Source organism: Curtobacterium sp. MMLR14_010, assembly GCF_001865015.1.
Lineage (GTDB): Bacteria > Actinomycetota > Actinomycetes > Actinomycetales > Microbacteriaceae > Curtobacterium.
On record NZ_MJGV01000012.1, the window covers coordinates 1 to 25,113 of the forward strand.

Annotated in this window: 19 protein-coding genes and 2 tRNA genes; 9 read left to right on the forward strand and 12 right to left on the reverse strand. The window is 70.7% G+C overall.

Annotation, left to right across the window (positions count from 1 at the left end; genetic code table 11):
• Nucleotides 1-64 precede the first annotated feature (64 nt).
• The 3 genes from tig to BIU98_RS01855 form a co-directional block, all read right to left on the reverse strand.
• The gene (tig, locus tag BIU98_RS01845) at nt 65-1,372 is read right to left on the reverse strand and encodes a trigger factor (RefSeq protein WP_071270609.1); all 1,308 of its coding nucleotides are present in this window, start codon (nt 1,370-1,372) and stop codon (nt 65-67) included.
• Nucleotides 1,373-1,407: 35 nt separating this feature from the next.
• Nucleotides 1,408-1,484, reverse strand: a tRNA-Pro gene (locus tag BIU98_RS01850).
• 57 nt (nt 1,485-1,541) lie between these two features.
• Complete coding sequence (locus tag BIU98_RS01855) at nt 1,542-1,898, reverse strand: hypothetical protein (protein WP_139200519.1); 357 nt, start codon at nt 1,896-1,898, stop codon at nt 1,542-1,544.
• Between the two features lie 49 nt (nt 1,899-1,947).
• Between BIU98_RS01855 and BIU98_RS01860 the strand changes: the two genes are divergently transcribed.
• A tRNA-Gly gene (locus BIU98_RS01860) sits at nt 1,948-2,021 on the forward strand.
• A gap of 39 nt (nt 2,022-2,060) precedes the next feature.
• On the opposite strand, the gene BIU98_RS01865 is transcribed toward BIU98_RS01860, so the two are convergent.
• Nucleotides 2,061-3,284: an endo-1,4-beta-xylanase gene (locus BIU98_RS01865; RefSeq protein ID WP_071270615.1), complete on the reverse strand. Its 1,224-nt coding sequence runs from the start codon at nt 3,282-3,284 to the stop codon at nt 2,061-2,063.
• Between the two features lie 208 nt (nt 3,285-3,492).
• Here BIU98_RS01865 and BIU98_RS01870 point away from each other — a divergent pair, with 208 nt between their 5' ends.
• The 6 genes from BIU98_RS01870 to BIU98_RS01895 all read left to right on the forward strand — a co-directional run bounded on the left by BIU98_RS01870 (nt 3,493) and on the right by BIU98_RS01895 (nt 11,024).
• Nucleotides 3,493-4,317 (forward strand): alpha/beta fold hydrolase, encoded by an 825-nt coding sequence (locus BIU98_RS01870; protein ID WP_071270618.1) that lies wholly within the window; start codon nt 3,493-3,495, stop codon nt 4,315-4,317.
• Between the two features lie 210 nt (nt 4,318-4,527).
• Nucleotides 4,528-4,935, forward strand: a complete 408-nt coding sequence (locus BIU98_RS01875) for a DUF3566 domain-containing protein (protein ID WP_071270621.1) — start codon at nt 4,528-4,530, stop codon at nt 4,933-4,935.
• A 470-nt stretch (nt 4,936-5,405) separates the two neighbouring features.
• Nucleotides 5,406-6,713, forward strand: coding sequence for an ABC transporter substrate-binding protein (locus tag BIU98_RS01880; protein ID WP_071270624.1), 1,308 nt, complete (start codon nt 5,406-5,408; stop codon nt 6,711-6,713).
• A gap of 32 nt (nt 6,714-6,745) precedes the next feature.
• Nucleotides 6,746-7,702: a carbohydrate ABC transporter permease gene (locus BIU98_RS01885; protein WP_083392881.1), complete on the forward strand. Its 957-nt coding sequence runs from the start codon at nt 6,746-6,748 to the stop codon at nt 7,700-7,702.
• Nucleotides 7,699-8,604, forward strand: coding sequence for a carbohydrate ABC transporter permease (locus BIU98_RS01890; RefSeq protein WP_071270627.1), 906 nt, complete (start codon nt 7,699-7,701; stop codon nt 8,602-8,604). The genes BIU98_RS01885 and BIU98_RS01890 overlap by 4 nt, the downstream gene beginning before the upstream one ends.
• Entirely contained in the window at nt 8,604-11,024 is a 2,421-nt protein-coding gene (locus BIU98_RS01895) for a TIM-barrel domain-containing protein (protein ID WP_254787763.1), read from the forward strand. Before BIU98_RS01890 ends, BIU98_RS01895 begins: the two co-directional genes overlap by 1 nt.
• Before the next feature lie 148 nt (nt 11,025-11,172).
• Here the strand turns inward: BIU98_RS01895 and BIU98_RS01900 are convergent, their stop codons facing one another.
• Nucleotides 11,173-12,198 carry a LacI family DNA-binding transcriptional regulator gene (locus BIU98_RS01900; RefSeq protein ID WP_083392882.1) on the reverse strand — a complete coding sequence of 342 codons (1,026 nt, stop codon included), beginning with the start codon at nt 12,196-12,198 and terminating at the stop codon, nt 11,173-11,175.
• Between the two features lie 50 nt (nt 12,199-12,248).
• On the opposite strand from BIU98_RS01900, the gene BIU98_RS01905 reads away from it, so the two are divergent.
• Nucleotides 12,249-14,144, forward strand: a complete 1,896-nt coding sequence (locus tag BIU98_RS01905) for a glycoside hydrolase family 2 protein (protein ID WP_083392883.1) — start codon at nt 12,249-12,251, stop codon at nt 14,142-14,144.
• 166 nt (nt 14,145-14,310) lie between these two features.
• On the opposite strand, the gene BIU98_RS01910 is transcribed toward BIU98_RS01905, so the two are convergent.
• The 7 genes from BIU98_RS01910 to BIU98_RS01940 form a co-directional block, all read right to left on the reverse strand.
• The gene (locus BIU98_RS01910; RefSeq protein ID WP_071270630.1) at nt 14,311-15,225 is read right to left on the reverse strand and encodes a hypothetical protein; all 915 of its coding nucleotides are present in this window, start codon (nt 15,223-15,225) and stop codon (nt 14,311-14,313) included.
• 92 nt (nt 15,226-15,317) lie between these two features.
• The gene (locus tag BIU98_RS01915) at nt 15,318-16,301 is read right to left on the reverse strand and encodes an endo-beta-N-acetylglucosaminidase H (RefSeq protein WP_071270633.1); all 984 of its coding nucleotides are present in this window, start codon (nt 16,299-16,301) and stop codon (nt 15,318-15,320) included.
• A gap of 13 nt (nt 16,302-16,314) precedes the next feature.
• A complete protein-coding gene (locus BIU98_RS01920; RefSeq protein WP_071270636.1) occupies nt 16,315-19,338 on the reverse strand; it encodes a glycoside hydrolase family 38 C-terminal domain-containing protein in 3,024 nt (1,007 codons plus the stop codon).
• 25 nt (nt 19,339-19,363) lie between these two features.
• Entirely contained in the window at nt 19,364-20,737 is a 1,374-nt protein-coding gene (locus tag BIU98_RS01925) for a glycosyl hydrolase (RefSeq protein ID WP_071270639.1), read from the reverse strand.
• Nucleotides 20,737-21,696, reverse strand: a complete 960-nt coding sequence (locus BIU98_RS01930) for a carbohydrate ABC transporter permease (RefSeq protein ID WP_217635653.1) — start codon at nt 21,694-21,696, stop codon at nt 20,737-20,739. Before BIU98_RS01930 ends, BIU98_RS01925 begins: the two co-directional genes overlap by 1 nt.
• Nucleotides 21,693-22,571 (reverse strand): carbohydrate ABC transporter permease, encoded by an 879-nt coding sequence (locus BIU98_RS01935; protein WP_071270642.1) that lies wholly within the window; start codon nt 22,569-22,571, stop codon nt 21,693-21,695. The genes BIU98_RS01930 and BIU98_RS01935 overlap by 4 nt, the downstream gene beginning before the upstream one ends.
• 36 nt (nt 22,572-22,607) lie before the next feature.
• A complete protein-coding gene (locus BIU98_RS01940; RefSeq protein ID WP_071270645.1) occupies nt 22,608-23,900 on the reverse strand; it encodes a sugar ABC transporter substrate-binding protein in 1,293 nt (430 codons plus the stop codon).
• 136 nt (nt 23,901-24,036) lie between these two features.
• On the opposite strand from BIU98_RS01940, the gene BIU98_RS01945 reads away from it, so the two are divergent.
• A complete protein-coding gene (locus BIU98_RS01945; RefSeq protein ID WP_071270648.1) occupies nt 24,037-25,068 on the forward strand; it encodes a LacI family DNA-binding transcriptional regulator in 1,032 nt (343 codons plus the stop codon).
• Nucleotides 25,069-25,113: the final 45 nt, after the last annotated feature.

A 25,113-nucleotide genomic window follows, 5' to 3' on the forward strand; every position in this document is an offset into this window, starting at 1 on the left:
GGAGGCGCGGTGCCAGCTGGCACCGCGCCTCCTGTCGATGACGCTGGTCGCGTCGAGCAGCTGACTACTCGGCGTCGACCGTGGTCGGCTCGGCGACACCCGCGGTGAACGCGGACAGGTCGACCGGCTCGCCGTTGGAGTCCTTCACCGTGACCTGCGCGAGGACGGTGGCGACGGCCTTGGAGCGGGCGACCTCGCCGACCATGCCGGGGATCTGGCCGTTCTGGTCGATCACCTTGATGAACTCGCCGGGCTCCATGCCGTACTGCGCAGCGGCCTGGATGAGGTACTGGGTGAGCTCTTCCTGCGAGACCTGGATCTGCTCCTTCTCCGCGATGGAGTCGAGCAGGATCTGCGAGCGGAAGGCGGTCTCGCTGGACTCGGCGACTTCCTTGCGGTGCTCGTCGTCCTCGAGGCGGTTCTCCTGCTCGAGGTGACGGTGGACCTCGTCCTCAATGAGCTTCTCCGAGATCGGGATGTTGACGTCCTCGAGGAGCTTCTCGACGAGCTGGTCGCGCGCCGCGGAGCCCTGACCGAAGGTCTTCGACTTCGCGATCTGCTCCTTCAGGTCACCCTTGAGCTCGTCGATCGTGTCGAACTGGCTGGCGATCTGGGCGAACTCGTCGTCGGCCTCGGGGAGCTCGCGCTCCTTGACGGCGGTGACCGTCACGGCGATCTGGGCGATCTCGCCCTCGCGGTCGCCACCGACGAGCTTCGACTCGAAGGTGGTGGACTCGCCGGCGGTGAGGGACTCGAGGGCCTCGTCGATGCCCTCGAGCAGGTCGCCCGAGCCGAGCTCGTAGGAGACGCCCGTGGCCGAGTCGACCTCGTCGTCGCCGATGGTGGCGGTGAGGTCGATCTGGGCGAAGTCACCGGTGGTGGCCGGACGGTCGACCGTCACGAGGGTGCCGAAGCGCGTGCGGAGGTTCTGCAGCTCCTCGTCGATCTCGTCGTCGGAGACCTCGACCGCGTCGACGGTGAGCTCGTACGAGGAGTAGTCGGGGAGGTCGAACTCGGGACGGACGTCCACCTCGAAGGTGAGGACGAGGTCACCGGTGAAGTCGTTGACGTTCGGCAGCTCGGCGACGTCGGCCTCGGCACGGCCGAGGATGCGCAGCTCCTGCTCCTCGACCGCCTGGCGGTAGAAGGTGTCGATCGCGTCGCCGACGGCGTGGTTCAGGACCTCGCCGCGGCCGACACGCTGGTCGACGATCGCCGGCGGGACCTTGCCCTTGCGGAAGCCGGGGATGTTGATCTGCTCGGCGATGTGCTTGTAGGCGTGGTCGAGGCTCGGCTTGAGCTCTTCCGGCGTCACGTTCACCGTGAGCTTGACGCGGGTCTCGCTCACCTTGTCGACGGTGCTGTTGGCCAAGGGGGATTCTCCTGATGGTTGTCGGTGGTGTGTCCTGGTCGGGGCGACAGGAGTTGAACCTGCGACCTCCCGCTCCCAAAGCGGGCGCTCTACCAAGCTGAGCTACGCCCCGTTTGACTGGGCCAGGGTGCTCGCGCACACCGGTAGGGCGCATGCGACGCCGATGAGTCTAGCGGGGATGTGCTGCGCCGTCCCCGGGAGCCGCGCGGCCTGTGGGAAGCTCGTCGTCCTCCACAGCCGAGAGCCCCTTCCGCCACTGCACGCCGACGACGATCTGCACGCCGAGTGCGGCGAGCGCGAGCACCAGGCCGAGCACGATCCGCCACACATGCAGGAGCGCGTGCCACGGCTGGGCCTGCGGATCGCCGAGGACCTCCGGGCGCAGCGAGAGCACGACCGCGGCGAGGACGACGAGGGCGTAGGAGAGGACCCGGGAGCGTCGGATCGTCCGCTGGGAGGCCTCGTCCGGCGGGAGCACGACCACGCTGCCGGCAGCCGTCCGCTTCGGTGCTGATCGTCCGCTCACGTGCCGTTCGTCCGCTACAGTGGTGGGGCTGCGCCACGTGTGCAGGCGCGGGGATGTAGCTCAATGGTAGAGCCCCAGTCTTCCAAACTGGCTACGCGGGTTCGATTCCCGTCATCCCCTCCACATCACGATCACTGGCGCTGCGGCGATGACCGATTCCGGTCATCCCCTCCAGATCACCCTCACGTCAGTGTCCGCATCGCCGATGGTGAAGCCGGTCGCCGCACCTCGCACGTCGACCCGGTACTCCCCGCGGAAGCCGCGCACCTGCACCTCACCGCGGGCATCCGTGCGCATCGCCGTCGGGCCGAGCCACCACTCCTCCTTCACCAGGCGGCGCAGCGCGTCGTACGCGGGCTTCGGCGTGCCGTCAGCCCGGACGAGCCCGATCGGGGCGCCGAGCCAGGCGTCGGCGTCGGTGATCCCCCAGTAGGTGATCGCCTCGACGGACGGGTGTCCGACCAGGCTCCGGTAGTGCCGCTCGACGTCGTCGGCCTGGCGCGCCTCCCCCTCGGGCGTCGACGGCCACGAGTCGACCTGGTGGTCGTTGAGGTCGACGATGTGCGCGGGCATGAGGTCGCCCGACACGAGCGACGTCTCGGTCAGGTGCAGCGGCAGGCCGTAGCGGGCGAACCGGTCGACCATCGCGAGCATGGTGTCCTCGCCCCAGTAGCCCTGGTGCATGTGGGTCTGCAGCCCGATGGCGTCGAGCTGCACGCCGGCCTCGAGGACGCCCTCGATCAGGCACTCGTACGCGCTGGACAGGTCGAAGTCGTTGAGCAGGAGCGTGGCGTGCGGGTTCGCTGCGCGGGCCTCCTCGAACGCCATCCGGATCATCGGGATGCGGCCCCGGGCCCGGGCGAGTGGGGTGATCGCGTTGTCGCCGTTGTCGAAGATCGGCATGATCACGACCTCGTTGATCGCGTCCCAGGTGTCGATGACCCCGGCGAACTCGCTGACCTCGCGGCGGATGCGTGCGCGCTGGAGCTCCTCGACCTCGTCCAGCGGCAACCCGAGCAGCCAGTCGGGCTGCACGGTGTGCCAGACGAGCGGGTGCCCCTTGAGGGCGACGCCACGGTCGCGGAACCACTGCGCCGTGGTCAGCAGCCGGGCGGTGTCCGGGCGCCCGCGCTCCGGCTCGAACCGCCCCCAGTAGAACGGCAGCGTCGCCACGTTGAACACGTCGGCGTAGAGGTCAGCGAGGTGGTCGTCGCCGACGCCGGGCTCACCGTTCGCGAGTCCGATGAAGTCGAACCCGATGTTGCCGAAGGAGAAGGCATGCCGGGTCTGCTCGACGATGACGTCGACGCCGGGGACCGGGGCGCCGTTCCCGTCCACCACCGTGAGGGTCGTCGTTCCGTGGCGGTGGTCTGTTCCGTGCGTCATCGCGCGTCCTCCGACGTCGTCGTCCGGGTTTTGTTGTGCGCGCCAACATAGCACCGGGGTGCGCGTTCGTGAACAATGTGTCAACTTTCCCGTCGACGGCCCCGACCTTCGCCACACTGAGAGCGGACCCGGCGAGCAGCCACCGTCGCCAGGCCTCCTCCCACCCGGAGCCGCCAGTGCTGGCGGCGTCGTACACAAAGGAGCTCTCATGGGCACGATCACCACGACAGACGGCACCGACATCTTCTTCAAGGACTGGGGCTCGGGTCAGCCCATCGTCTTCAGCCACGGCTGGCCGCTGTCCGCCGACGACTGGGACACCCAGATGCTGTTCTTCCTGGCCCAGGGGTACCGCGTCATCGCGCACGACCGACGCGGGCACGGCCGCTCCAGCCAGACGTCGGACGGGCACGACATGGACCACTACGCCGCTGACCTCGCGGCACTGACGGAACACCTCGACCTCCACGACGCCATCCACATCGGTCACTCGACCGGTGGTGGCGAGGTCGCCCACTACATCGCGCAGTACGGCGAGGAGCGGGTCGCACGAGCCGTCCTGATCAGCGCCGTGCCGCCGATCATGGTGCAGACGGACGCCAACCCCGGCGGCCTGCCCAAGAGCGTCTTCGACGACCTGCAGGCCCAGCTCGCCGCGAACCGGTCGAACTTCTACCGGGCGCTCCCCTCCGGTCCGTTCTACGGCTACAACCGCCCGGGCGTGGAGCCCTCGGAAGCGATCATCGAGAACTGGTGGCGTCAGGGGATGATGGGCGGCGCGAAGGCTCACCACGACGGCATCGTCGCGTTCTCGCAGACCGACTTCACCGAGGACCTCAAGAAGATCAGCGTGCCGACCCTCGTCATGCACGGCGAGGACGACCAGATCGTGCCGTTCGCCGACGCCGGCCCCCTCTCGGCGGAGCTCGTGCAGAACGGCACCCTGAAGGCGTACCCCGGCTTCCCGCACGGCATGCCGACCACCGAGGCCGACACGATCAACGCCGACATCCTGGCCTGGCTCCGCGCCTGACGCCCCGCGGTGCGGCAGCCGGTAGCGGCTGTCGCACCCGCGGTGCGGCAGCCCAGTGACAGCTGCCGCACCGCGGACGGGTGCCTCGGGTCATCCTCGGCGGTGAAACGTGTCCCCCGTGCGACCGATGCGACGGGGTCTGGTCCGTTCCCAGACTGGAAGCCCGTTCCCGACCCGCGCCCACCGAGGCCGGAGATGACGAGTCGAGCAATGACCACTGTCGCCGAGAAGCTCCAGCAGAAGACGAAGCAGCCCGTCAGCACCCGCCAGGTCCGGCTCCGGCTGGTGCACGTCGACTTCTGGTCCGTCGTGAAGCTGTCGTTCCTCGTCGCCCTGGCCGGGGCGATCGTGCTCGTCGTCGCCGTGGGCCTGGTGTGGATGGTGCTCGACTCGACCGGCGTGTTCGACAAGGTCGACGGCCTGCTGCGGGACGTCCTCCAGCAGAAGGCGTACTCGATCAAGGACGAGGTGTCGCTCGGCCAGGTCGTCGGCTTCGCGAGCGTCCTCGGGATCCTCGACGTCGTCGTCGGGACGGTGCTCGGCGCCGTGGTCAGCATCCTCTACAACCTCAGCGTGCTGGTCACCGGCGGCCTGAACGTCGGCTTCGCCAACGAGTGACCCCGCCAGCCCCGCATCGAGGGAGCAGGAATCGTCGGGTCGCCTGACCGCACCCGACGATTCCTGCTCCCTCGATCGCTCGGCGCACCCACCCGCCGGACGGGAGGCTCGGTGCCAGCCCGCACCGCGCCTCCCGTCCGGGCCGTGCCGGCCAGGCGAGTGGTCACGACACCCCGCATGCGTGCCGCCGGGTGGTCAGAGGTCGTCGCTCCGCGACGCCCCGACCGACGGGACCTGACCCGTCGGCGGACCTGAGCGGTGTGTCCTGACCGCTCACCACCCCCGCCAGAGCGCGCACCGAGGGAGCAGGAATCGTCGGGTCGCCTGACCGCACCCGACGATTCCTGCTCCCTCGACCGGGTGCGCCCGCGACACTCGGCTGCCGGTCAGGCCTCGCGCTACAACGTTGACATGCGGTTTACAGCGCTGTAAAGATGGTCTCGCGCGACGACGCGCGAGAGGGAGCAGCAATGGTCGGCAGGACAGGCATCACCGGAAGCGCACTCAGTCGCCGCGGCTTCCTCACCGGCGCAGCGGGCGGCGTGGCCCTCGGCACGATGGCGCTCGCCGGGTGCGCGGCTCCCGGTGGCGCGGCCTCGGGCGGCGCGACGACGATCCGCTTCTACGAGCAGAAGCAGGAGGTCATCGCATACTTCGACAAGCTCCTGCGGCGGTTCGAACGCGAGAACACCGGTGTCCGCGTCGTGCACGACAGCACGACGGCGATCGCCCCGCAGTTCGTGCGCGGGCAGCCGTCCGACGTCGGCTGCTTCAACGACAACCTCGAACTCGCCCGGTACGTCGAGCGCGGCGTGCTGCGGGACCTCAGCTCCCTGCCGTCGGCCGACCGCATCCGCCCGAGCATCCGGACGCTCGGCGAGCAGTACGCCACCTACCAGGGCCAGACGAGCGTGCTGCCGTACTCGCTCGCGGCCGCCGGCGTGATCTACAACAAGCGGATCTTCGCCGAGCACGACCTGCCCGTCCCGACGACGTGGAACGAGTTCGTCGACGTGTGCACCGCCCTGCAGAAGGACGGCGTCACCCCGATCTACGCCACCGACCGCGACACGTGGACGCTCTGGCAGGGGCTCTTCGACTACTCGGTCGGCAGCCTCGTCGAGCCCGGCGCGTTCTTCCGGAAGATGAAGACGATCGGTGCCGACGTCGGCCCCGACTCCGAGGTGTCGTTCGAGAAGACCCTCGCGGTGCCGATGGAGCGGGCGAAGCGCATCTCCACGTTCTTCAACCCCGACCACGCGACCCGGTCCTACGCCGACGGCAACCTGGCGTTCGGGCAGGGCAAGGCGGCGATGTACCTGCAGGGGCCATGGGCGCTCGGGCAGATCGCGTTGATCGACGACAAGCTCGAGGTCGGGACGTTCGCCCTCCCCGTGACGAACGACCCCGCCGACCGCAAGGCCCGCGTGAACATCGACCTCGGCCTGTGGATCCCCACGGCGAGCGGCAACGTCGAGCGCGCCGAGGAGCTCGTCGAGTTCCTCATGCAGCCCGAGGTGCTCGACGCCTACAACCGTGACAACCTGGCCTACTCGACGACGAAGGACGCCCCGCCGCAGTCCGACGAGCGACTCGCCGGCCTCCAGAGCTACGTCGACGACGCCGCGTTCTACCAGGGCGCCGGCACCTTCATCCCGACCTCGATCCCCCTCGGCAACTACCTGCAGTCGGCGATCCGGAGCGGTGACTTCACCTCGATGCTGCAGCGGCTCGACGCGGACTGGCGACGCCTCGCCGGCCGGTCCGCCACCGTCTGACCCGGCAGCGACCGAGACCCCCAGGAGCCCTCATGACCATGCAGACCCCGCTGTCCCCCGACACGGACCAGCCCGCGCCCGGCCCGGCCACCGCCGCCACGCGCGTGCACCACCGCGTCGGGTCCATGCGCCGCACCGAGCGCATGTACTACGCGTTCATCATCCCCACGCTCGTGCTCTTCACGGCCTTCGTCGTGGCACCGGCGTGCGTCGGCATCTTCTACAGCTTCACGGACTACCTCGGCTTCGGGCAGTGGAAGTTCCTGGGCCTGGAGAACTACCGCGCCCTGGTGTCCGACCCGTCGATCCTCGGCTCGTACGGGTTCACGCTCGGGTTCGCCGTCGTGACGGTGATCGTCACGCAGGCCATCGCGCTGTCGCTGGCGATCGCGCTGACGAAGCGGGTGAAGTTCGCCGCCGGGCTCCGCTCGGTGTTCGTCATCCCGATGGTCGTGTCCGGCATCATCGTCGCCTACGTCTTCAACTACCTGTTCTCGAACACGCTGCCGGCCCTGGCGACCTCGGTCGGGTTCGCGCCGCTCGAGCAGAGCATCCTCGGTGACCCGAACCTGGCGTGGGTCTCGATCGTGATCGTCTCCGCCTGGCAGACCGTGCCCGGGGCGCTCCTGGTCTACACGGCCGGCCTCACCTCGATCCCGACCGACCTGTACGAGGCCAGCGCGCTCGACGGCGCCGGCGCGTGGAAGCAGCTGCGCTCGATCACCCTGCCGCTCATCAGCGGGTTCATCGTGATCAACACGGTGCTCGGCGTGAAGGGCTACCTCGGCGCGTACGACGTCATCGTCGGCCTGACCGGCGGCGGCCCCGGCACGGCGACCAGCAGCGTCGCGATGACGATCTTCACCGGCTTCACCGGGGGCGACTACGCGTACCAGATGGCCAACGCGACCGTCTTCTTCATCATCACCGTCCTCATCTCCGTGCTGCAGCTCGCGGCGACCCGCGGAAGGAACCTGCGACTCGCATGACCGCCCTCGACACCCGCACCCCTGCCCACCGCCCGCCGACCTCCGGACCCGACCGCCCTCCGCGCCGACGCCGTGGACGCCTGGGCGGGACCAACTGGGTCCTGACCACGATCCTGGCCGTGGCCTCCTTGACGGTGCTCGTGCCGCTCTTCGTGACCGTCGCCATGGCGTTCAAGACGAGCGCCCAGTCCGTCGACGGCAACGCGCTGTCCCTGCCGAACCCGTTCAACCCGGCGAGCTTCGCCGAGGCGTGGCAGCTCACCCGCTTCCCGGTGTCGTTCTCGGTCTCGCTCGGCGTCGCCGCGCTGACCGTCGTGGCCACGCTGCTGCTCAGCTCGTTCGCGTCGTACGCGATCGTCCGGAACTGGCACCGACGCTTCTTCCGTTGGTCGTTCGTCTACCTGCTCGCCGCGATGTTCCTGCCGTTCCCGGTGATCGCGCTCCCGCAGATCAAGCTGACGGCCGAGATCGGGCTCGACAACCCGGTCGGCGTGGGCATCCTGCACGCCATGTTCCAGCTGTCGTTCTCGGTGCTGCTGTACTCGGCGTACCTACGGTCGATCCCGGTCGAACTCGAGGAGAGCGCCCGCATCGACGGGGCGAGCACGTGGCAGATCTTCTGGCAGATCATCTTGCCGCTGCTCGCGCCGATGAACGCCACGGTCGGGATCTTCGCGTTCCTGGCGTCCTGGAACGACTTCATGCTGCCGTCGCTCATCACCGCGGACCCGACGCTGCAGACGCTGCCGGTGGTGCAGAACATCTTCCAGAGCAAGTTCGGCACGAACTACAACGTCGCCTTCGCCTCGTACCTGATGGCGATGGCGCCGACGATCATCGTCTACCTGTTCGCCCAGCGCTGGGTGATCAGCGGTGTGACCCAGGGAGCGGTGAAGAACTGATGACCGACCAGACCATGCAGACCGGGACGGCCAGCCAGACCGACGCGACCGACCAGACCGACGCGACCGACCAGACGACGGCGACCGCCGACGTCATCCGCCCCTTCCCCGGCTCCGCCCCGCACGCGGACCCGGCGGCGGTGACCACCGGCGACCACTGGCGCGTCACCGTCCTCGGCGACGGCCTGTTCCGCGTCGAGTGGAGCGAGGACGGCGGCTTCGAGGACCGCGCCTCCACCTTCGCCCTCCGCCGCGACCTGCCCGTCCCCGAGCACACCGTCGTCCGCGTCGGCAGCGGCGTCGAGGTCACCACGGCACGAGCCCGGCTCCGCTACGACGGCCAGGAGTTCTCCCCCGGCGGCTTCGTCGTCGAGACGTTCGGACCCGACGCGAACCGCTGGCGCTGGGGACAGCCCGCGCGGGACCTCGGCGGCACGGGCAGGACGCTCGACGACGTGGACGGTCGGATGCCCTTCGAGCAGGGGCTCCTGGCGCGCGACGGCATCACCGTGCTCGACGACTCCGAGTCGTTCCTGTTCGAGGACGACGGCTGGATCGGCACGCGCGTGCCCGGCCGCCGTGACGTCACGGTCTTCGCCCACGGGCGGGACTACGCCGCTGCCATCCAGGCCTACTACGCCGTGTCCGGGGCGCCGTCGCTGCTCCCCCGCTGGGCACTCGGCAACTGGTGGAGCCGCTACCACCCGTACTCGGACACCGAGTACCTGGCGCTGATGGACCGGTTCGCCGAGGAGTCGCTGCCGTTCTCGGTCGCCGTGATCGACATGGACTGGCACCGGGTGGACTCCGTGCCGGAGCGCTTCGGCAACGGCTGGACCGGGTACTCGTGGGAGCCCGATCTGATCCCGGACCCGGAAGCGTTCCTCGGGGAGCTGCACCGCCGCGGGATGCGCACGACGCTGAACCTGCACCCCGCCGACGGCGTCCGGGCGTTCGAGGACGCCTACCCCGCGATGGCCGAGGCGATGGGCATCGACCCGGCGACGGAGACCCCGATCCCGTTCGACCCGACCGACCCGACGTTCCTCCGCGCGTACTTCGCGGTGCTGCACCGTCCGCTCGAGGAGCAGGGCGTCGACTTCTGGTGGATCGACTGGCAGCAGGGCCGCACGACGAGCCTGCCCGGCGTCGACCCGCTGTGGCTGCTCAACCACTTCCACCACCTCGACTCCGCGCGCGACGGCGGCGCCGGCATGACGTTCTCGCGCTACGCCGGCCCGGGCAGCCACCGCTACGCCGTCGGGTTCTCCGGCGACGCCGTCGTGTCGTGGGCGTCGCTGGCGTTCCAGCCCGAGTTCACCGCCACGGCCGCGAACATCGGCTACGGCTGGTGGAGCCACGACGTCGGTGGGCACACCCGCGGCGTCCGCGACGACGAGCTCGCGACCCGCTGGGTGCAGTTCGGCGTGTTCTCGCCGATCATGCGCCTGCACTCGGCGAACAACCCGTTCATCCGCAAGGAGCCGTGGGCCTTCCCGGCCGAGGCCCGCGCGGCGATGGGCGACGCCCTGCGCTTCCGCCACCGCCTGGTGCCGTACCTGCACACGATGAACCACCGCGCTGCTGCCGGCACCCCGCTCGTCCGGCCGCTGTACCACCTCGAGCCGCACCGGGACGAGGCCTACCGCGCGCCGAACGTGTACGCCTTCGGCAGCGAGCTCGTCGTGGCGCCGATCGTCGAGCCACGCGAGCCGTCGACCCTGCTCGGACGCGCCCGCGCCTGGCTGCCGCCGGGCAGCTGGACGGACGTCTTCACCGGTACGACGTACGCCGGCGACCGCTGGGTGGACCTGCACCGCGGGCTCGACGGCGTCCCCGTGCTGCTCCGCGCCGGTGGCGTGCTGCCCCTCGCCGCCGAGGACGAGGTCGACGCCACCGTCAACCCGACCTCCTTCGAGGTGCTCGTCGCGCCCGGCGTCTCCGGCTCGTTCACCCTGGTCGAGGACCGCGAGAGCGACCCCGCCTCGACGTGCACCACCCGGCTGTCGTGGGACGCCGAGACGGCGATGTTCCACATCGACCCCGCCGAGGGCGACCGTACGGCCGTCCCGACGGAGCGGCACTGGCGCGTGACCTTCCTGGCGGTACCGGCACCCGGACAGCACGTGGACGCCCAGGCGCACGACCGGTTCTCCGTCGACGTCACGGCCGACACCGACACGGGTGCGACCGTCACGCTCGCCGGCCCGCCCACGGTCGGGCTCGACGCCCGCGACGCGGTCCGCCAGGTGCTGGAACGCGCGCAGGTCGGCAACCCGGAGAAGCTCGAGGCGTGGACCCTGCTGGCCCGCGACACCCCGCGCGCGGACCGGATCGCGGAGCTCGAGACGGTCGGGCTGCCGGAGGCGCTCCGCGCCGCCCTCGTCGAGCTGCTGGGGAGCGTCCACCCCGCGGTCTGACCGACGGACGGGAGGCTCGGGTCGGGCCCGCCACGGATGCTGCGGACCGCAGGTGCTGCGGACCGGGAGCGGCGGTGCGGGCCGGTGTCGGGCCTCCTGTCCGGTCGGTTCCCGACCACACGGCGTGGTGAGCCGGGCAGGCGGGCCGTCAGTCCACGGAGCCGTCCGGGTACGGCGCGCTCTCGCCGACGAGCAGCCGGTGCCCGACCGACACGGTCCGGCCGGGGCCGTCGTGGCCGTCCATGCGCTCGAACAGCAGCGTCAGGGCCGTCTCGGCCAGCGCGACGGTGTCGGGCGCGACCGAGGTCAGGCTCGGGACCAGGCTGGCGGCGAGCCCGATGGCGTCCCAGCCGACGACGGCGACGTCCTGCGGGGCCTCGAGGCCGCGCAGGCGCATGGCGCGGAGGGCACCGACGGCGGCGAGGTCGTCGCGGCAGACCAGGCCGTCGATGACCAGCCCGTCGTCGAGCGCCCGGCCGAAGGACTCCTCGGCACCGCGGGCGTCGCCGAGTTCGCGGGCGACGAGCAGGCCGTCGTCGACGGGCAGGCCGGCACGTTCGAGGCCGACGTGGTACCCCTCGAGCCGGAACGCCGAGGTGCGCGATGCCGGACCGACCTCGTGCCCGAGGAACCCGATCCGCCGGCGGCCGAGGGCCACGAGGTGGTCGACGGCCTCAGCGGCGGCGCGGACGTTGTCGATCGCGACCTGGTCCGCGTGTTCGGGCGGGACGTCCTCGCCGAGGAACACGACGGCGGTGTCTCCGCGGATCGCGTCGATCTCCGCCGGCGTCATGATCTGCGGGTGGATGACGACGCCGTCGACCACGCCGGCCTCGCGCCCGCGGACGGCCGAGCGCTCGCCGTCCGCTGCGCCGCCGGTCTCCTCGAGCAGCAGCTGGTAGCCGTGCTGCACCGCGACGCGGGAGAAGACGTGCGCGAGCTCGGCGAAGTAGGGCCGACGGAGGTCGGGGAAGGCGAACGCGAGCATGTTCGAGCGTCCGGTCGCGAGGCTGCGTCCGGACACGTTCGGGCGGTACCCGAGCTCGTCGACCGCGGCCTGCACCCGGTCCCGCATCGACGGGCTGACGTGCTGGTAGCCCCGCACCACGTTGGACACGGTCTTCATCGACACGCCCGCGTGGTCGGCGACGTCCTGCAGCGTGACCTTGCCCATCGGGTCACCGTACCGTTGACGCGGGATTTACAGCGCTGTAAATTACGGGCATGAGTTCCGTCATCGACGACGTCGCCGTCGCCGCACCTGCCGCTCCCGCCGCTCCCCCGCTCGCCAGCCGTCAGGACGGCACCCACCCGCGGCCGCAGCTGCTGCGCGGCGCCTGGGCCGACCTGACGGGGACGTGGGACTTCCGCCACGACGACGAGGACACGGGTACGGACGCCGGCTGGGCGCAGGGCTTCCCCGACGCGCGGGACATCGTCGTGCCGTTCCCGCCGGAGTCCCCCGCGTCGGGCATCGGCGACACCGGGTTCCACCCCGTGGTCTGGTACGCCAGGACGATCCGGCCCGAGGACCTCGTCGCCGCCGGCCACGGGGCCGATCGTCCGCGGCTGCTGCTGCACTTCGGGGCCGTCGACCACCGGGCCCGCGTGTGGGTCGACGGCCACCTGGTCGGCGAGCACGAGGGCGGGCACACGCCCTTCACGTTCGACGTCACGGACGTCCTGCTCGGCAGCGGTGCCGGCGCGGGGCCGGGCGCACTGGTCACCGAGCACCGGCTCGTCGTCCGTGCCGAGGACGACCCGCACGACCTCACCCAGCCCCGCGGCAAGCAGGACTGGCACCAGGACGCCCATGCGATCTGGTACCGCCGGACTACCGGCATCTGGCAGACCGTCTGGCTCGAGGCCGTGCCCACCGCGTCCGTCGCAACGCTCCGCTGGACCCCGGCCGGACCGACCGCGGTGGACCTGAGCGTCCGGTTCCGCGGGCGTCCGCCCATCGGGTCCCGGCTCCGGGTCGCGCTGCGGTTCGACGAGCGCGACGAGGACCTCGGCACGACCGAGTTCGACGCGGCCTCGCACCACCCGACGCTCGACGTGACGGTTCCGATCGGGCGGCAGCGCAACGGCCAGGCGGAGGACGAGCTGACGTGGTCCCCTGAGCGGCCCCGGCTCGTCGACGCCACCCTGGAGCTCGTCGACGCCGAGGGCCGCGTGCTCGACACCGTCACGAGCTACCTCGGCGTCCGCACCGTCGGGGTCGGCGGCGGGCGCTTCCTGCTGAACCACCACCCGTACGACGTCCGCAGCGTGCTCGACCAGGCGTTCTGGCCCGAGTCGCACCTGGCGGCCCCGGAGCCGCTCGCCCACCGTCGCGAGGTCGAGCTCATCAAGGAGCTCGGCTTCACCGCCGCCCGGGTGCACCAGAAGATGGAGGACCCGCGCTTCCTGTACTGGGCGGACCGGCTCGGGCTGCTCGTCTGGGCCGAGGCCCCCGGCGCCTACGAGTTCTCCCCCGTCGCCGTGCAGCGCCTGACGGCCGAGTGGATCGCGGTCGTCGAGCGGGACGCCTCGCACCCGTCGATCGCCACGTGGGTGCCCTTCAACGAGTCGTGGGGCATCCAGCACGTCGTCGACGACCCGGCGCAGCAGGCCTACGCCAGGGCCCTCACCGACCTGACCCGGGCGCTCGACCCGTCCCGCCCCGTCATCACGAACGACGGGTGGGAGCAGCAGCACACCGACATCGTCACGATCCACGACTACGAGGGCGACGGCACCCGACTCGCGGCCACCTACGCCGACGACGCCGCACGCACCGCTGCGGTGTCGGGCATCGCGCCGTCCGGGCACTTCCAGTTCGTCGGCGGGGCGTCCGACGCCGGCCAGCCCGTGATGCTGACCGAGTTCGGCGGGGTGGACTACCAGCCCGGGTCGAAGCGGGAGGACGGGTGGGGCTACACCTCCGCCACCGACGGCGACGACTGGGTCGCCCGGATCACCGCGCTGTACGACGCCGTGCGTGCGAGCTCGTTCCTGGCCGGGTCCTGCTGGACGCAGCTCACGGACACCATGCAGGAGACGAACGGCCTGCTCAACGCCGACCGCACCCCGAAGGTCCCGATCGAGCAGATCCGGCGCGCGGTCACAGGCCGCTAGCCGCTCGCTGGCCGCTCGCTGGCCGGGAGGCTCGCATCGAGGGAGCAGGAATCGTCGGGTCCGTCAGGTGGACCCGACCATTGCTGCTCCCTCGATGCGCGGGCGGGCGGGCGCGCGGGCGCGTGGGGGCGGGCGGGCGCGTGGGCGCGCGGGCGCGCGGGTGGCGTCAGGTTCCGAGGGTGAGGAGCCAGTCGCGCGGGGCCGCCTGGTGCTCGGGCGGCATCGCGGCGCCGGCGGCGTCGATCGCCCGCTGCCAGCTCAGCGCCCGCGGCACGACGGCCAGCCGGGTCGCGAGGCCGACGATGTGCTGCACGTCCGGGTCGTCGGCAGCGCCGGGCTCGTCGAAGAACGTGTCGAGGTAGGCCGCCGTCGCGCCCGGCACCTCCTGCTGCCCGGCGACGAGCAGGCTGAGGAACGGGTGCGACACGCAGGCATCGCCCCAGTCGAACGGCACGGCGTCGGCGGCGAAGGCGTTGCCGTCGTGCAGGTCGCCGTGGTCGAGGGTCGCCATCGGCAGCAGCTCGTCGAGCTCGGCCGCCAGGTCACGCAGCACCGGCACGAACTCCGGCCGCTCGGGCACCCAGCGCGCCACGACCTCGGCGGCAGCGTCGGGCAGCACGGACAGCCGGAGGTCGGGCACGCCGGCGCGGACCAGGTCCTCGGCAGCTGGGGGCTCGGTCGCCCACTGCACCTCGGCGTAGTGCCGCATGACCTCGAGCCACCGGGCATCGCGGTCCGGTGCCTGTCGGACGACCGGGCCGCCGTCCGGCAGCAGCACGTGGGCACCCTCGACGGCGACGGGACGCTGCACGTGCGGGACCCCGTGCAGGGCCAGGACCTCGAGGAGCGCCGGCTCCGGCGAGACCCCGGCGGGCGCGGTCTTGAGGAACAGGTCACCCGATGCAGCACCACCAGCGACGGCGTCGGCGGCTGCGTCCGTACGCACCCGCCAGACCGTGCTCCACGCCCGGCGGTGCACCTCGTCGACGCCGAGCACCGCGGTCCCCTGCTCGGCGAGCACCTCGCGTGCCCACGTGACGGCGTCCGTCGTGCCGTCGTCCTGCCGGAGGTCCGTGTCCATCCCGACACCGTATTGCAGCCGACAGCATGACGGATCCGGTCCGCGATCCCCGAGGGGAGCGAACCGGATCCGTCACCGCGCGGGAGGAGGTCCTACTGGTAGACCGCCGCCTGGCCGTACAGCACGTTCGTGAACGAAGACACGTACGCGCTCTCGTCCCCACCCGGCAGGTTGTACGTCATGAACACGCCGTAGCCGTCGGCCTTCGTGCGCTGCGCCAGCGTCACGGCCGTCGCCTGCGGGGTGTTCTGGATGTCGACCGCCGCCGCGGAGATCTTCGACTTCGGCAGGCCCGGGATCGTCGGCGCCGTGTAGGTGCCGTAGTACGGGTTCCAGGCGTAGTCGAGCTTCTTGCCGATCGACGGGTTCGCGGTCTTCAGGGCGTCGGACGACGGGCCGATGTCGTAGAACGAGATGAGCTTGCCGGGCATGTCCGCCCGCAGCGCCGAGATGAGCCAGCCGATCGACTGCTGGTTCGGCTGCGGGGTGCCGTTCACGCCGTAGTCCGAGTACTCGTCGTCGAGGTCGACGCCGTCGAGCCCGTACTGCTTCACCGTCGCCGCGACCTGCGCCGCGAAGTCCCGCGCCGCGGCCTTCGAGGTGAAGTTGGCGAGCCCGGCACCCTGGTGGTTCCCGAGCACCGACAGCGACACCTTGATGCCCTTGGCCTGCAGCGGCCGGATCTGCGTCGCTGCCTGGTCGAGCGTGCGCTGCACGTTCTCGTTCTTCACGAGCACGGCCTTGCCGTCCTCGTAGTTGATGTTCGCGGCGAAGATGATCGCCACGTCGAACGCGTTCGCGCCGTTGGCCAGCGTGTACCGGCCGACGTTGGCGAGCTCGTCGTTGTTGACCTCGACGTAGGCGATGCTCGTCGGACCCGACTTTGTCGGAGCGGCGTGCCCCGGCCGTCCATGCCCCGGACGTCCGTGCCCGTGCCCGTGGCCCGTGCCGTACCCGTGCCCGTGCCCGTGGCCCTGCGCTGCCGCGGGAGCAGCCGACGCTGCGGCGGGCACCATCGGCACCGCCACCATCGCCACGAGTGCTGCGACGATCCCGATCTTCATTGACTGCTTCATGTCACTCCTCATCTCAGATCCGCGGGAAGCGGAAGGTCCTGACCTCGAAGGCGTCGACCGCGAAGGCGGCCACCCCGTCCGTCATGGCGGCCACGCCCGGCAGCGCGGGGTCGCGCTCCTCGAGCAGCGTCACCTCGACCGGCTCGCCGAAGGGCCCGTCGACCGCCAGGCCACCGGTCCCCCGACGTCCGGACGGCTCGTACACGCGGACGACCAGGTCGCCCGAGCGGTCGTCGGCGAGCTTGACGCTCGACACCACGACGTCCCCGGAGGCCTGCACGAGCGGCCCGAAGCCGGACCCGCCCGTGACGGTCCGCGCGCTCGTGTTCATCAGGATGCCGGCGGTGGTCGCACCGACGACGTCCGTGCCGACGACCAGCCCGTACCGGTGCGTCTGCACGCCCTGGTCGGTCTCCGGGTCGGGGAACCGCGGTGCCCGCAGCAGCGAGAGCCGGAGCGTCGTCGTGACGTGGCCGTCGACCGCGTCGCGGGTGACGTCGAACCCGTGGATGGAGTCGTTCACCAGGGCCACGCCGAAGCCGGGCTCCTCGACGAGCACGTAGCGGTGCATCGAGGTCTCGAACTTGGCGGCCTCCCACGAGGTGTTCGTGTGGGTCGCCCGCTTCTGCGCGCCGAACTGGGTCTCCGCGATGGTGTGCTCGGCGCGGACGTCGAGCGGGAACGCCACCTTGAGGAACTTCTCGGTCTCGTGCCAGTCCGTCGTCTGGTCGAACTCGAGCGTCCGCGACCCCGGCTCCAGCACGATCTCCTGCGTCACGGTCGAGTCGCCGAAGGCCCGCGAAACGACGACGCGCGCGACACCGGCGTCATCGACGGAGGCGTCGATCGAGGTCACCGACACCAGGTCCTCGACCCGGTTGCGGTAGTAGCGGTCGACGTCCCACGCGTCCCACATGTTCGGGAAGTCCTGGTGCAGCTGCAGCAGGTTCGCGACCTGGCCGGGAGCGATCGCGTCGCGGCCGGTGGACAGGTCGACGGCGCTGGTGACGAGTCCGCGGGCGTCGACGACGACGCGCACCAGCTCGTTCGTGAGCATGAACCCGCCGTCGGCCTCGGTCAGCGCGACCGGCATCGCGGCCTCCAGGTCGCTGGTCAGGACCGCGCTCTGCGCGAGGGCACCGCCCTGGAGGCTCGGGGCCGGGTTGACGACGATCGTGCGGTCCCCGGGACCAGCGAGTGCCGACAGGGCGGAGGCGATGAGGGCCTCCAGGCGGTCCGCGACCTCTGCGTACCGCTCGACGGCCTCGCGGTGCACCCACGCGATCGAGGTGCCCGGCAGGATGTCGTGGAACTGCTGCAGCAGGACCTGCTGCCACAGCGCGTCGAGCTCGTCGTACGGGTACGGGAAGTCGGTGCGGGCGGCGGCGGTCGCGGCCCAGAGCTCGGCCTCGACGAGCAGGTGCTCGCTGCGGCGGTTGCCCTGCTTCGTCTGGTGCTGGCTGGTCAGCGTCGCGCGGTGCAGCTCGAGGTACAGCTCGCCGACCCACACGGGCGGGTGCTCCAGCTCGGACTTCGCCCGGTCGAAGAACGCGTCCGGGTGCTCCCACGTCACGCGGGCGCTGCCCTCGAGGTCGGCCAGGCGTGCGGCCGTGCCGGTCATCTCGCGCGTGGTGCCACCGCCGCCGTCACCCCAGCCGACCGGGGCGATCGAGCCCGAGGCCAGACGGTTCTCGCGGAACTGGCGCGAGGCCTTCGCGACCTCGGACCCGGAGAGCCGGGAGTTGTAGGTGTCCATCGACGGGAAGTGCGAGAACACCCGCGACCCGTCGATGCCCTCCCAGAGGAACGTGTGGTGCGGGAACTTGTTCACCTGGTTCCAGGAGATCTTCTGCGTGAAGAACCACTCGAAGCCCGCGCGGCGCATCAGCTGCGGGAGCGCCGGCGAGTACCCGAAGCTGTCGGGCAGCCAGACGCCCTTGGGCCGGATGCCGAACTCGCGCTCGAAGAACCGCTGGCCCTGGGAGAACTGCCGGACGATGCTCTCGCCGGTCGGCATCACGGTGTCGGACTCGACCCACATCCCGCCGAGCGGCAGGAAGCGACCAGCGGCGACGGCGTCCTTGACCTTCGCGTAGACCTCGGGTCGGTGTTCCTTGATCCAGGCGTACTGCTGTGCGCTGGACATGCCGTAGAGGAAGTCGTCGGTCTGGTCGATGAGCTCGGTCATGCTCGACGTGGTGCGCGCGACCTTGCGGATCGTCTCGCGGACGGGCCAGAGCCACGCGGAGTCGATGTGCGCGTGGCCGACGGCGGAGATCCGGTGCGCGGAGGCCTCGGCCGGGGCCGCGAGCACCTCGACGAGCGCGGCCCGGGCATCCGGGGCGGTCTCGGCGATGTGCTGCAGGTCGAGGGCGTCGAGCGCGTCGTCGAGGGCCTGCAGGATGCGCATCCGTCGCGGGCCCTGGGGCAGCTCCTCCTGCAGCTCGAGCAGCACGTCGATGTCGAGCGCGAGCTCGTGCACGGCGGACTCGAACACGGCGAGGTCCATCCGGCGCGACGTGTAGAGCCGCTTCGACGACGAGGTCTGGATGTCGCCCTCCTGCGTCACGAGGAAGGGGTGGTAGTCGAGCAGCACGGGGTTCGACGCGGCCTCGACGAAGAACTCGACGGTCTCGCCGCCGACGGCGTCCTCGGCGATGAGCACCCACTGGTTGCGGGGGTTGATCGACTTCACCGGGGTGCCGTCGGCCAGGTACACGAGGCCCTCGCACTGGAACCCCGGCATGTTCTTGTCGAACCCGAGGTCGATGACGGCCTCGACGCGGCGGCCGGCCCAGGCGACCGGGACGGTGCCGGTCAGGCGGAACCAGGTCGTGCCCCACGCGGCGCCCCACGGCGTGCCGACCTCGTACGGCTCGAACGTCAGCGCGAGCCCCTCGGCCGGCGGGACCGGCTCACCGGGCAGCTCGTGCCAGGCGGTGTCGAGCGGCGTCGCGGTGGCGTGCACCGCCGGGGTGATGCGCTCGTCGAGGACCCGTCGTGCGCGGCCGATGGTGAGGGGGATGTCGTCGTGCATGGTGCCTTCCGGGGACTGGGGAGGATCAGGGCATGGTCGCGGGGTGCGCGACCGAGATCGGGGTGTGTGCGGTGTCCGCGGCGAGGTCGGTCGGCACGTCCATCGTGCTCGTGACCCCACGGGCGGCCAGCAGGTCCGTGTCGCCGAGCCGGGAGCGCAGGACGACCTGCGGGCCGACGCCGTGCTGCTCGGCGAGGGCGAGCCACGCGGCGGCGAAGCGTCCGCCGGGCGCGCAGTCGGCCCGGACACCACCGCGGGGTGCGCCGTCCTGCGCGACGTCGTCGAGCACGAGCCCGACGGTCGGCGCGATCCGGGCCGGGGACGCGCCGTCGCCGAACGCGGTCGCCATGGCACGGAAGCGCTCCCCCGTCGGTTTCACGCGGCCGTCGTTCGTCAGGAGGCCGAGGTCGTACTCGAGCTCCGGGAAGTCGGCGAGGGACCGGGACACGTCGTGGGAGCACCACCACGTGACGCCGAGCAGGTGCTGCACGTCGAGGGCGTGCCGGATGGTCTGCTCGGTGAACGACGGTGCGTCGGCGACGTCGACCACGTTCGTCGGCGCACCGACCTCCTGCAGCCAGTTCGGCCGGGCGGCGTCGCGGTTCCAGGCGGCGGCGAGCTGCAGCAGGTACTCCCCGTGCCGCACCGACCCGGCGCCCAGGGCACCGTGGACCGCAGCGGAGCCGTTGAACACCCACGAGTGCGTGACGGTGGCGTCGCCGTGGTCGGCCGCGTGCTCCGGCCCGAAGGGCTGGGCATCGTCGTACCAGGCCGCGTCGTACTGGGCGACGGTGACCAGCGGCCCTGGAGCCGACTCGCTGCCGGGCGCGACTGACGGGTCGGACAGACGCCGGGCCTCCCGGCCGACGGACGCCAGCCCGGACCGTGCCGCGGCGACCATCGCCGCTGCCCACGCGTGTCCCTGCTCCGCCGTGATGGCGTGCGGGGCCGGGTGCGGGGCGTGGGCGAACTGGTTGACCTCGTTGCCGATGGTGATGCCGAGCAGGTTCGGCCGGCCGCCGACCGCGGCGGCGAGGGCCTCGACGTACGCGGCCGTGGAGGCGACGACGTCCGGGTCGGTGAACATGTTGCGCCGGTGCCACGAGTCGAGCCAGGACGGCACGAAGTCGAAGCTCGACAGGTGTCCCTGCAGGGCGTCGACGTTGACGTCGAGGCCGAACGACGCCGCGATGTCGACGACCCGTGCCACGTCGGCGAGTGCCTGCGGCCGGATGAGGGTCCGGTTCGGCTGGACGACCGGCCAGAGCGGGAAGACCCGCACGTGGTCCGCGCCGAGCCCCGCGATCGCCTCGAGGTCCCTCGCCGTGTCGGACGCCGAGAAGTCGAGCCAGGAGTGGAACCAACCGACCGACGGTGTGTAGTTGACGCCGAACCGCATCAGCCCTTCACGCCGCCCTCTTCGACGCCCTTGAAGAAGAAGCGCTGCAGGACGGCGAAGATCACGGCGATCGGGATGAACGCGATCATGGTGCCGGCCGCGATGAGGCGTTGGTCGGTGCCGAACGTGCCGCGGAGGTACTCGAGCCCGACGGTCAGCGTCAGCTTGTCCGGGGACTGCAGGACGATGAGCGGCCAGAGGAAGTCGTCCCACGCGCCGATGAAGGCGAAGATCGCGATGACGGCGATCGTGCCCTGGACGGCGGGCAGCGAGATGTACCGCAGTCGCTGCCACGAGTTCGCGCCGTCCATCACCGCGGCCTGGTCGATCTCCTCGGGGATCTGCCGGAACGCGTTGAACATCAGCAGGACGTTGAGCGCCGCGATCATCCCGGGCAGGGCGACGCCGACCAGGTTGTCGGCGAGGCCGAGGTCCTTGACGGTGACGAACTGGGAGATGATCGTCGCCTCGCCGGGGAGCACGAGCGTGGCGAGGAACAGGCCGAGCACGGCCTTGCGGAAGCGCCACTGCAGCCGGGCGAGCGCGAACCCGGCGAGGGTGGCGAACACGATGTTCCCGATGACGTCGATCGCGGCGACGATGAGCGAGTTGCCGATGTAGCCGAACACCGGGATCGCGTCGCCCACCCGGAGGTAGTTGCCGATCGTCGGCTGGCTCGGGATGAACGACGGGTTCGCCGTGTAGATGTCCTCCCCCGGGCCCTTGAGCGAGGTGGAGAGCTGCCAGAGGAACGGACCGATCGTGATGAACAGCACCACGATGAGCAGCACGTAGCGGATCGCCTTCTCGCGGGTGGACATGACGCCCCAGACCACGCGGCGCCGCTTGGCGGGCGGCCTGGAGGCTCCCCCTCCGCCCGTCGCGCCGGTCACGTCCGGCGTCGGTGCGGCGGTGCCGGCGTTCCCGCCGATGACCGGTTCGGTCGTCGTGTTCGTCATCGGTCCGCCTTGCTGTTCATGCGCGCGAGGGCGAGCATCGGGATGAGCGTCACGGCGAAGAGCAGGAGGCTCAGCGCGGAGGCGTACCCGAGGTTGCCGGTGAACCCCCGTGCGTACTGCTGGATGAGCATGACGAGGGAGTTGTCCTGGCCGCCGGGGCCGCCCGTCCCGTTCGTCAGGATGTAGAGCTCGCTGAACACCCGGAGCGCACTCACGCACACGAGGATCCCGACGAGGGTCAGCGTGCCGCGGACGCCGGGCATCGTGACCGACCAGAAGCGGCGGACGGAGCCGGCGCCGTCGAGTGCCGCGGCCTCGTGCAGCTCCTTGCCGACGTTCCCGAGGGCCGCCAGGAAGATGATCATGTAGTACCCGAGGCCCTTCCAGACCGTCAGGCTGATCGCGCTGAACAGCAGGAGCCACCGGTCGGTGAGGAACGGGATGCTGCTCTGCGCGATGCCGAGCGACTGCACCATCTCGTTGATCACGCCGCGGTCGTCGAGGATCCAGTTCCAGATCAGCCCGACGACCACCGCGCTGGCGATGACCGGCGTGTAGTACGCCGTGCGGAAGAAGGCGATGCCGGGCAGCTTCTGCTGCACGAGCACGGCCATGAGGAGCGGGAGGACCGTCAGGAGCGGCAGGCAGACCGCCATGTAGATGACGCTGTTGAGCAGCGCTTCCCACACCTGCGGGTCGGCGAGCAGGGTCTGGAAGTTCTGCAGACCGACCCAGCGGCTGACCCCACCGAGCGGGCTGGCGTTGGTGAACGACAGCCGGACGGTGTTGATCGACGGCCAGAGGCTGAACGCGACGAGCCAGACGAGTGCCGGCAGGACGAGCAGCCAGGGGGTGAACCAGCGGTTGGCGCGCATGGCGATCCTCCCTCTCTCTTGTTCTCGGGGGCCGGATCAGCCGTTGGCGAGCAGCGTGTTCATCTTGGTCTGGGCGTTCTGCAGCGCCTTTTCCGGGGTCACGCCGCCCTTCATCGCCAGCGCGATCTGCTGGTCGAGGAAGTCCGTCATCGCCGAGTTGGCCTCGACCGGGTTGAGGTTCTTCGCCGTCTTCAGGGCCTCGTTCGCGAGGACACGGGCCTTGCCCTGGGTCGTGCCGTCGTCCTTGGAGAAGAACGGGTCGGACTGCGACGAGGTGGTCGACGGGAAGATGTTCACCAGGTGCGCGAAGGCCTCCTGGTTCTTCGCGTTCGTCATGAAGGACGCGAGGGCCTCGGCCGTGGCCAGGTGCTTGCTCTTCGCCGAGACGCTGAGGCCCTGCACGTAGAGCGGCGGGTTGTCCAGCGCCGGGGAGACGACGATGTTGCCCTTGAGCGACGGATTGTTCTTCTCGAAGTCGCTGATGGCGGTGGCGCCGCCGGTGGTCCAGGCGACCTTGCCCTGCGTGAACAGCGTGGAGTTGCCGAGGTAGTCGGTGTTGAGGACCGACGAGGGCATGAGGCCGTCCTTGTACGCCTTGGCGTACCTGCTGATGAGGTCAGCGGCCTTCGACGAGTTCGCGAAGGTGAACTTCGTGCCCTGGTCGTTGATGATCTTCACGCCGGCGAGCGAGAAGTCGCTCAGCCCGGGCTTGCGGCTCATCAGGTAGTCGTCGGGGCACTGCTGGTGCATGGTCTCCGCCTGCGTGAACAGGTCGTCGGTCGTCTTCGGCGGGTTGGCCGGGTCGAGACCGCACTTGGTGAACATCGTCTTGTTCCAGTAGTCGATGTCGGTGTTGAGGTACCAGGGGTACCCGAACGTGCCGTCGACGCCCTTGTAGTTGTACGCCGCGAGCGCGCCCTTGACGTAGGTGCTCGAGAGCTTGCTGTCGTCCTTCGCGACGTCCTGCAGGAACCCGCGCTTGGCGAGGGGCAGGGCGATGTCCGGCGGCAGGTTGACGACGTCCGGCAGCGAGTTCGACGAGGCCTGGCTGAGCACCTTGTCCGCGTAGCCGTCACCGGGCTGGTCGACGAGCTTGACCTTCGCGTCCGGGTACTTCTTCTCGAAGGCCTTCACGACGCCATTGAGGTAGTCGGTGTACGTCGGCGTGAGCGCCCACGTCTGCAGGGTGATCGAGCCGGAGACGTCGTCGCCGCCGTTGCCCGAGGAGCTGCCCCCGGCCGAGCAGCCGGTGAGTGCGAGTGCCGCTGCTGCGACCCCCGCGAGGACCGCGACGGCGCGTCCCGTCGTCGTACGTGTGGTGGTTCTCATCGCTGCGGACTCCTTCGTGCGTGCGGATGGTCGTGCGCGTCGCCGACGGTCCTGCGGTGCTGAACCGGTTCAGTTCCGACGGCCGGACGACTGTGTGACGCCGACTATCGACGACTAAAGCGCTATAGTCAAGCGCATGGCCAGCAAGCGCCGGACGACCATCGCCGACATCGCCGCGAAGGCCGGCGTGTCCATCAGCGCCGTCTCGTTCGCCCTCAACGACCGCCCCGGGGTGTCCGCGGCGACCCGGGAGCGCGTCCGTGCCGTGGCCCGCGAGCTCGACTGGCAGCCGCACACCGCGGCACGCGCACTCGGCGGCGCGAAGGCCGGGTCGATCGGCTTCGTGCTGAACCGTCCCGCCCGCACGCTCGGCACCGAGTCGTTCTTCGGCGACCTGATCTCCGGCATCCAGCTCGGGCTCGCCGGCACCCACGTCGGCATGACCCTGCTCGTCGCCCGCGACGCCGACGAGGAGCTGCAGACCTACCGCGACTGGTGGAACGGCCACCGCGTCGACGGCGTGATCGTCATCGACCCGCGGCACGACGACGCCCGGCTCCGGCTGCTCGACGACCTCGGCCTGCCCACCGTCGTCGTCGGGTCGCACCCCTCTCCTGCTGGAGCCGCCCCCACGGTCTGGATCGACGACTCCGCCGCCACCACCACGGTCCTCCGCTACCTGCACGCCCTCGGCCACCGTCGCATCGCGCACGTCGCCGGGCGCCCGGAGTTCGAGCACACGGCGATGCGCATCGACCGGCTGCGGGACTTCGCCGCGGCTGAGGGGCTCGACGCCGCCGAGTCCATCCCGACCGACTACTCCGCCGAGAACGGTGCCGCAGCCACCAGGGAACTTCTCTCCCGCAGTGTCCGCCCGACGGCCATCGTGTTCGACAACGACGTGCTCGCGGTCGCGGGCCTCGGCGTCGCGAGCGAGATGGGCGTGCGGGTGCCCGCCGACGTCTCGATCGTGTCGTTCGACGACTCGGCGATGATCCGGCTGGTGCGGCCCGCGATCACCTCGCTCACGCGCGACACCGTCGAGCTCGGGCAACGCGCCGCCACGCTCCTGCGCGCACAGATCGACGCCGACGACCCGCTGCCGTCGCTGCCGGGCCCGCTGCTGACCCTGAGCGTCCGCGAGTCGACGGGCCGCATCGCCCCCTGACCCGCCCCTGCTCCCGCGGTCGCGCCCGCCCCACGCCCGGGCCTG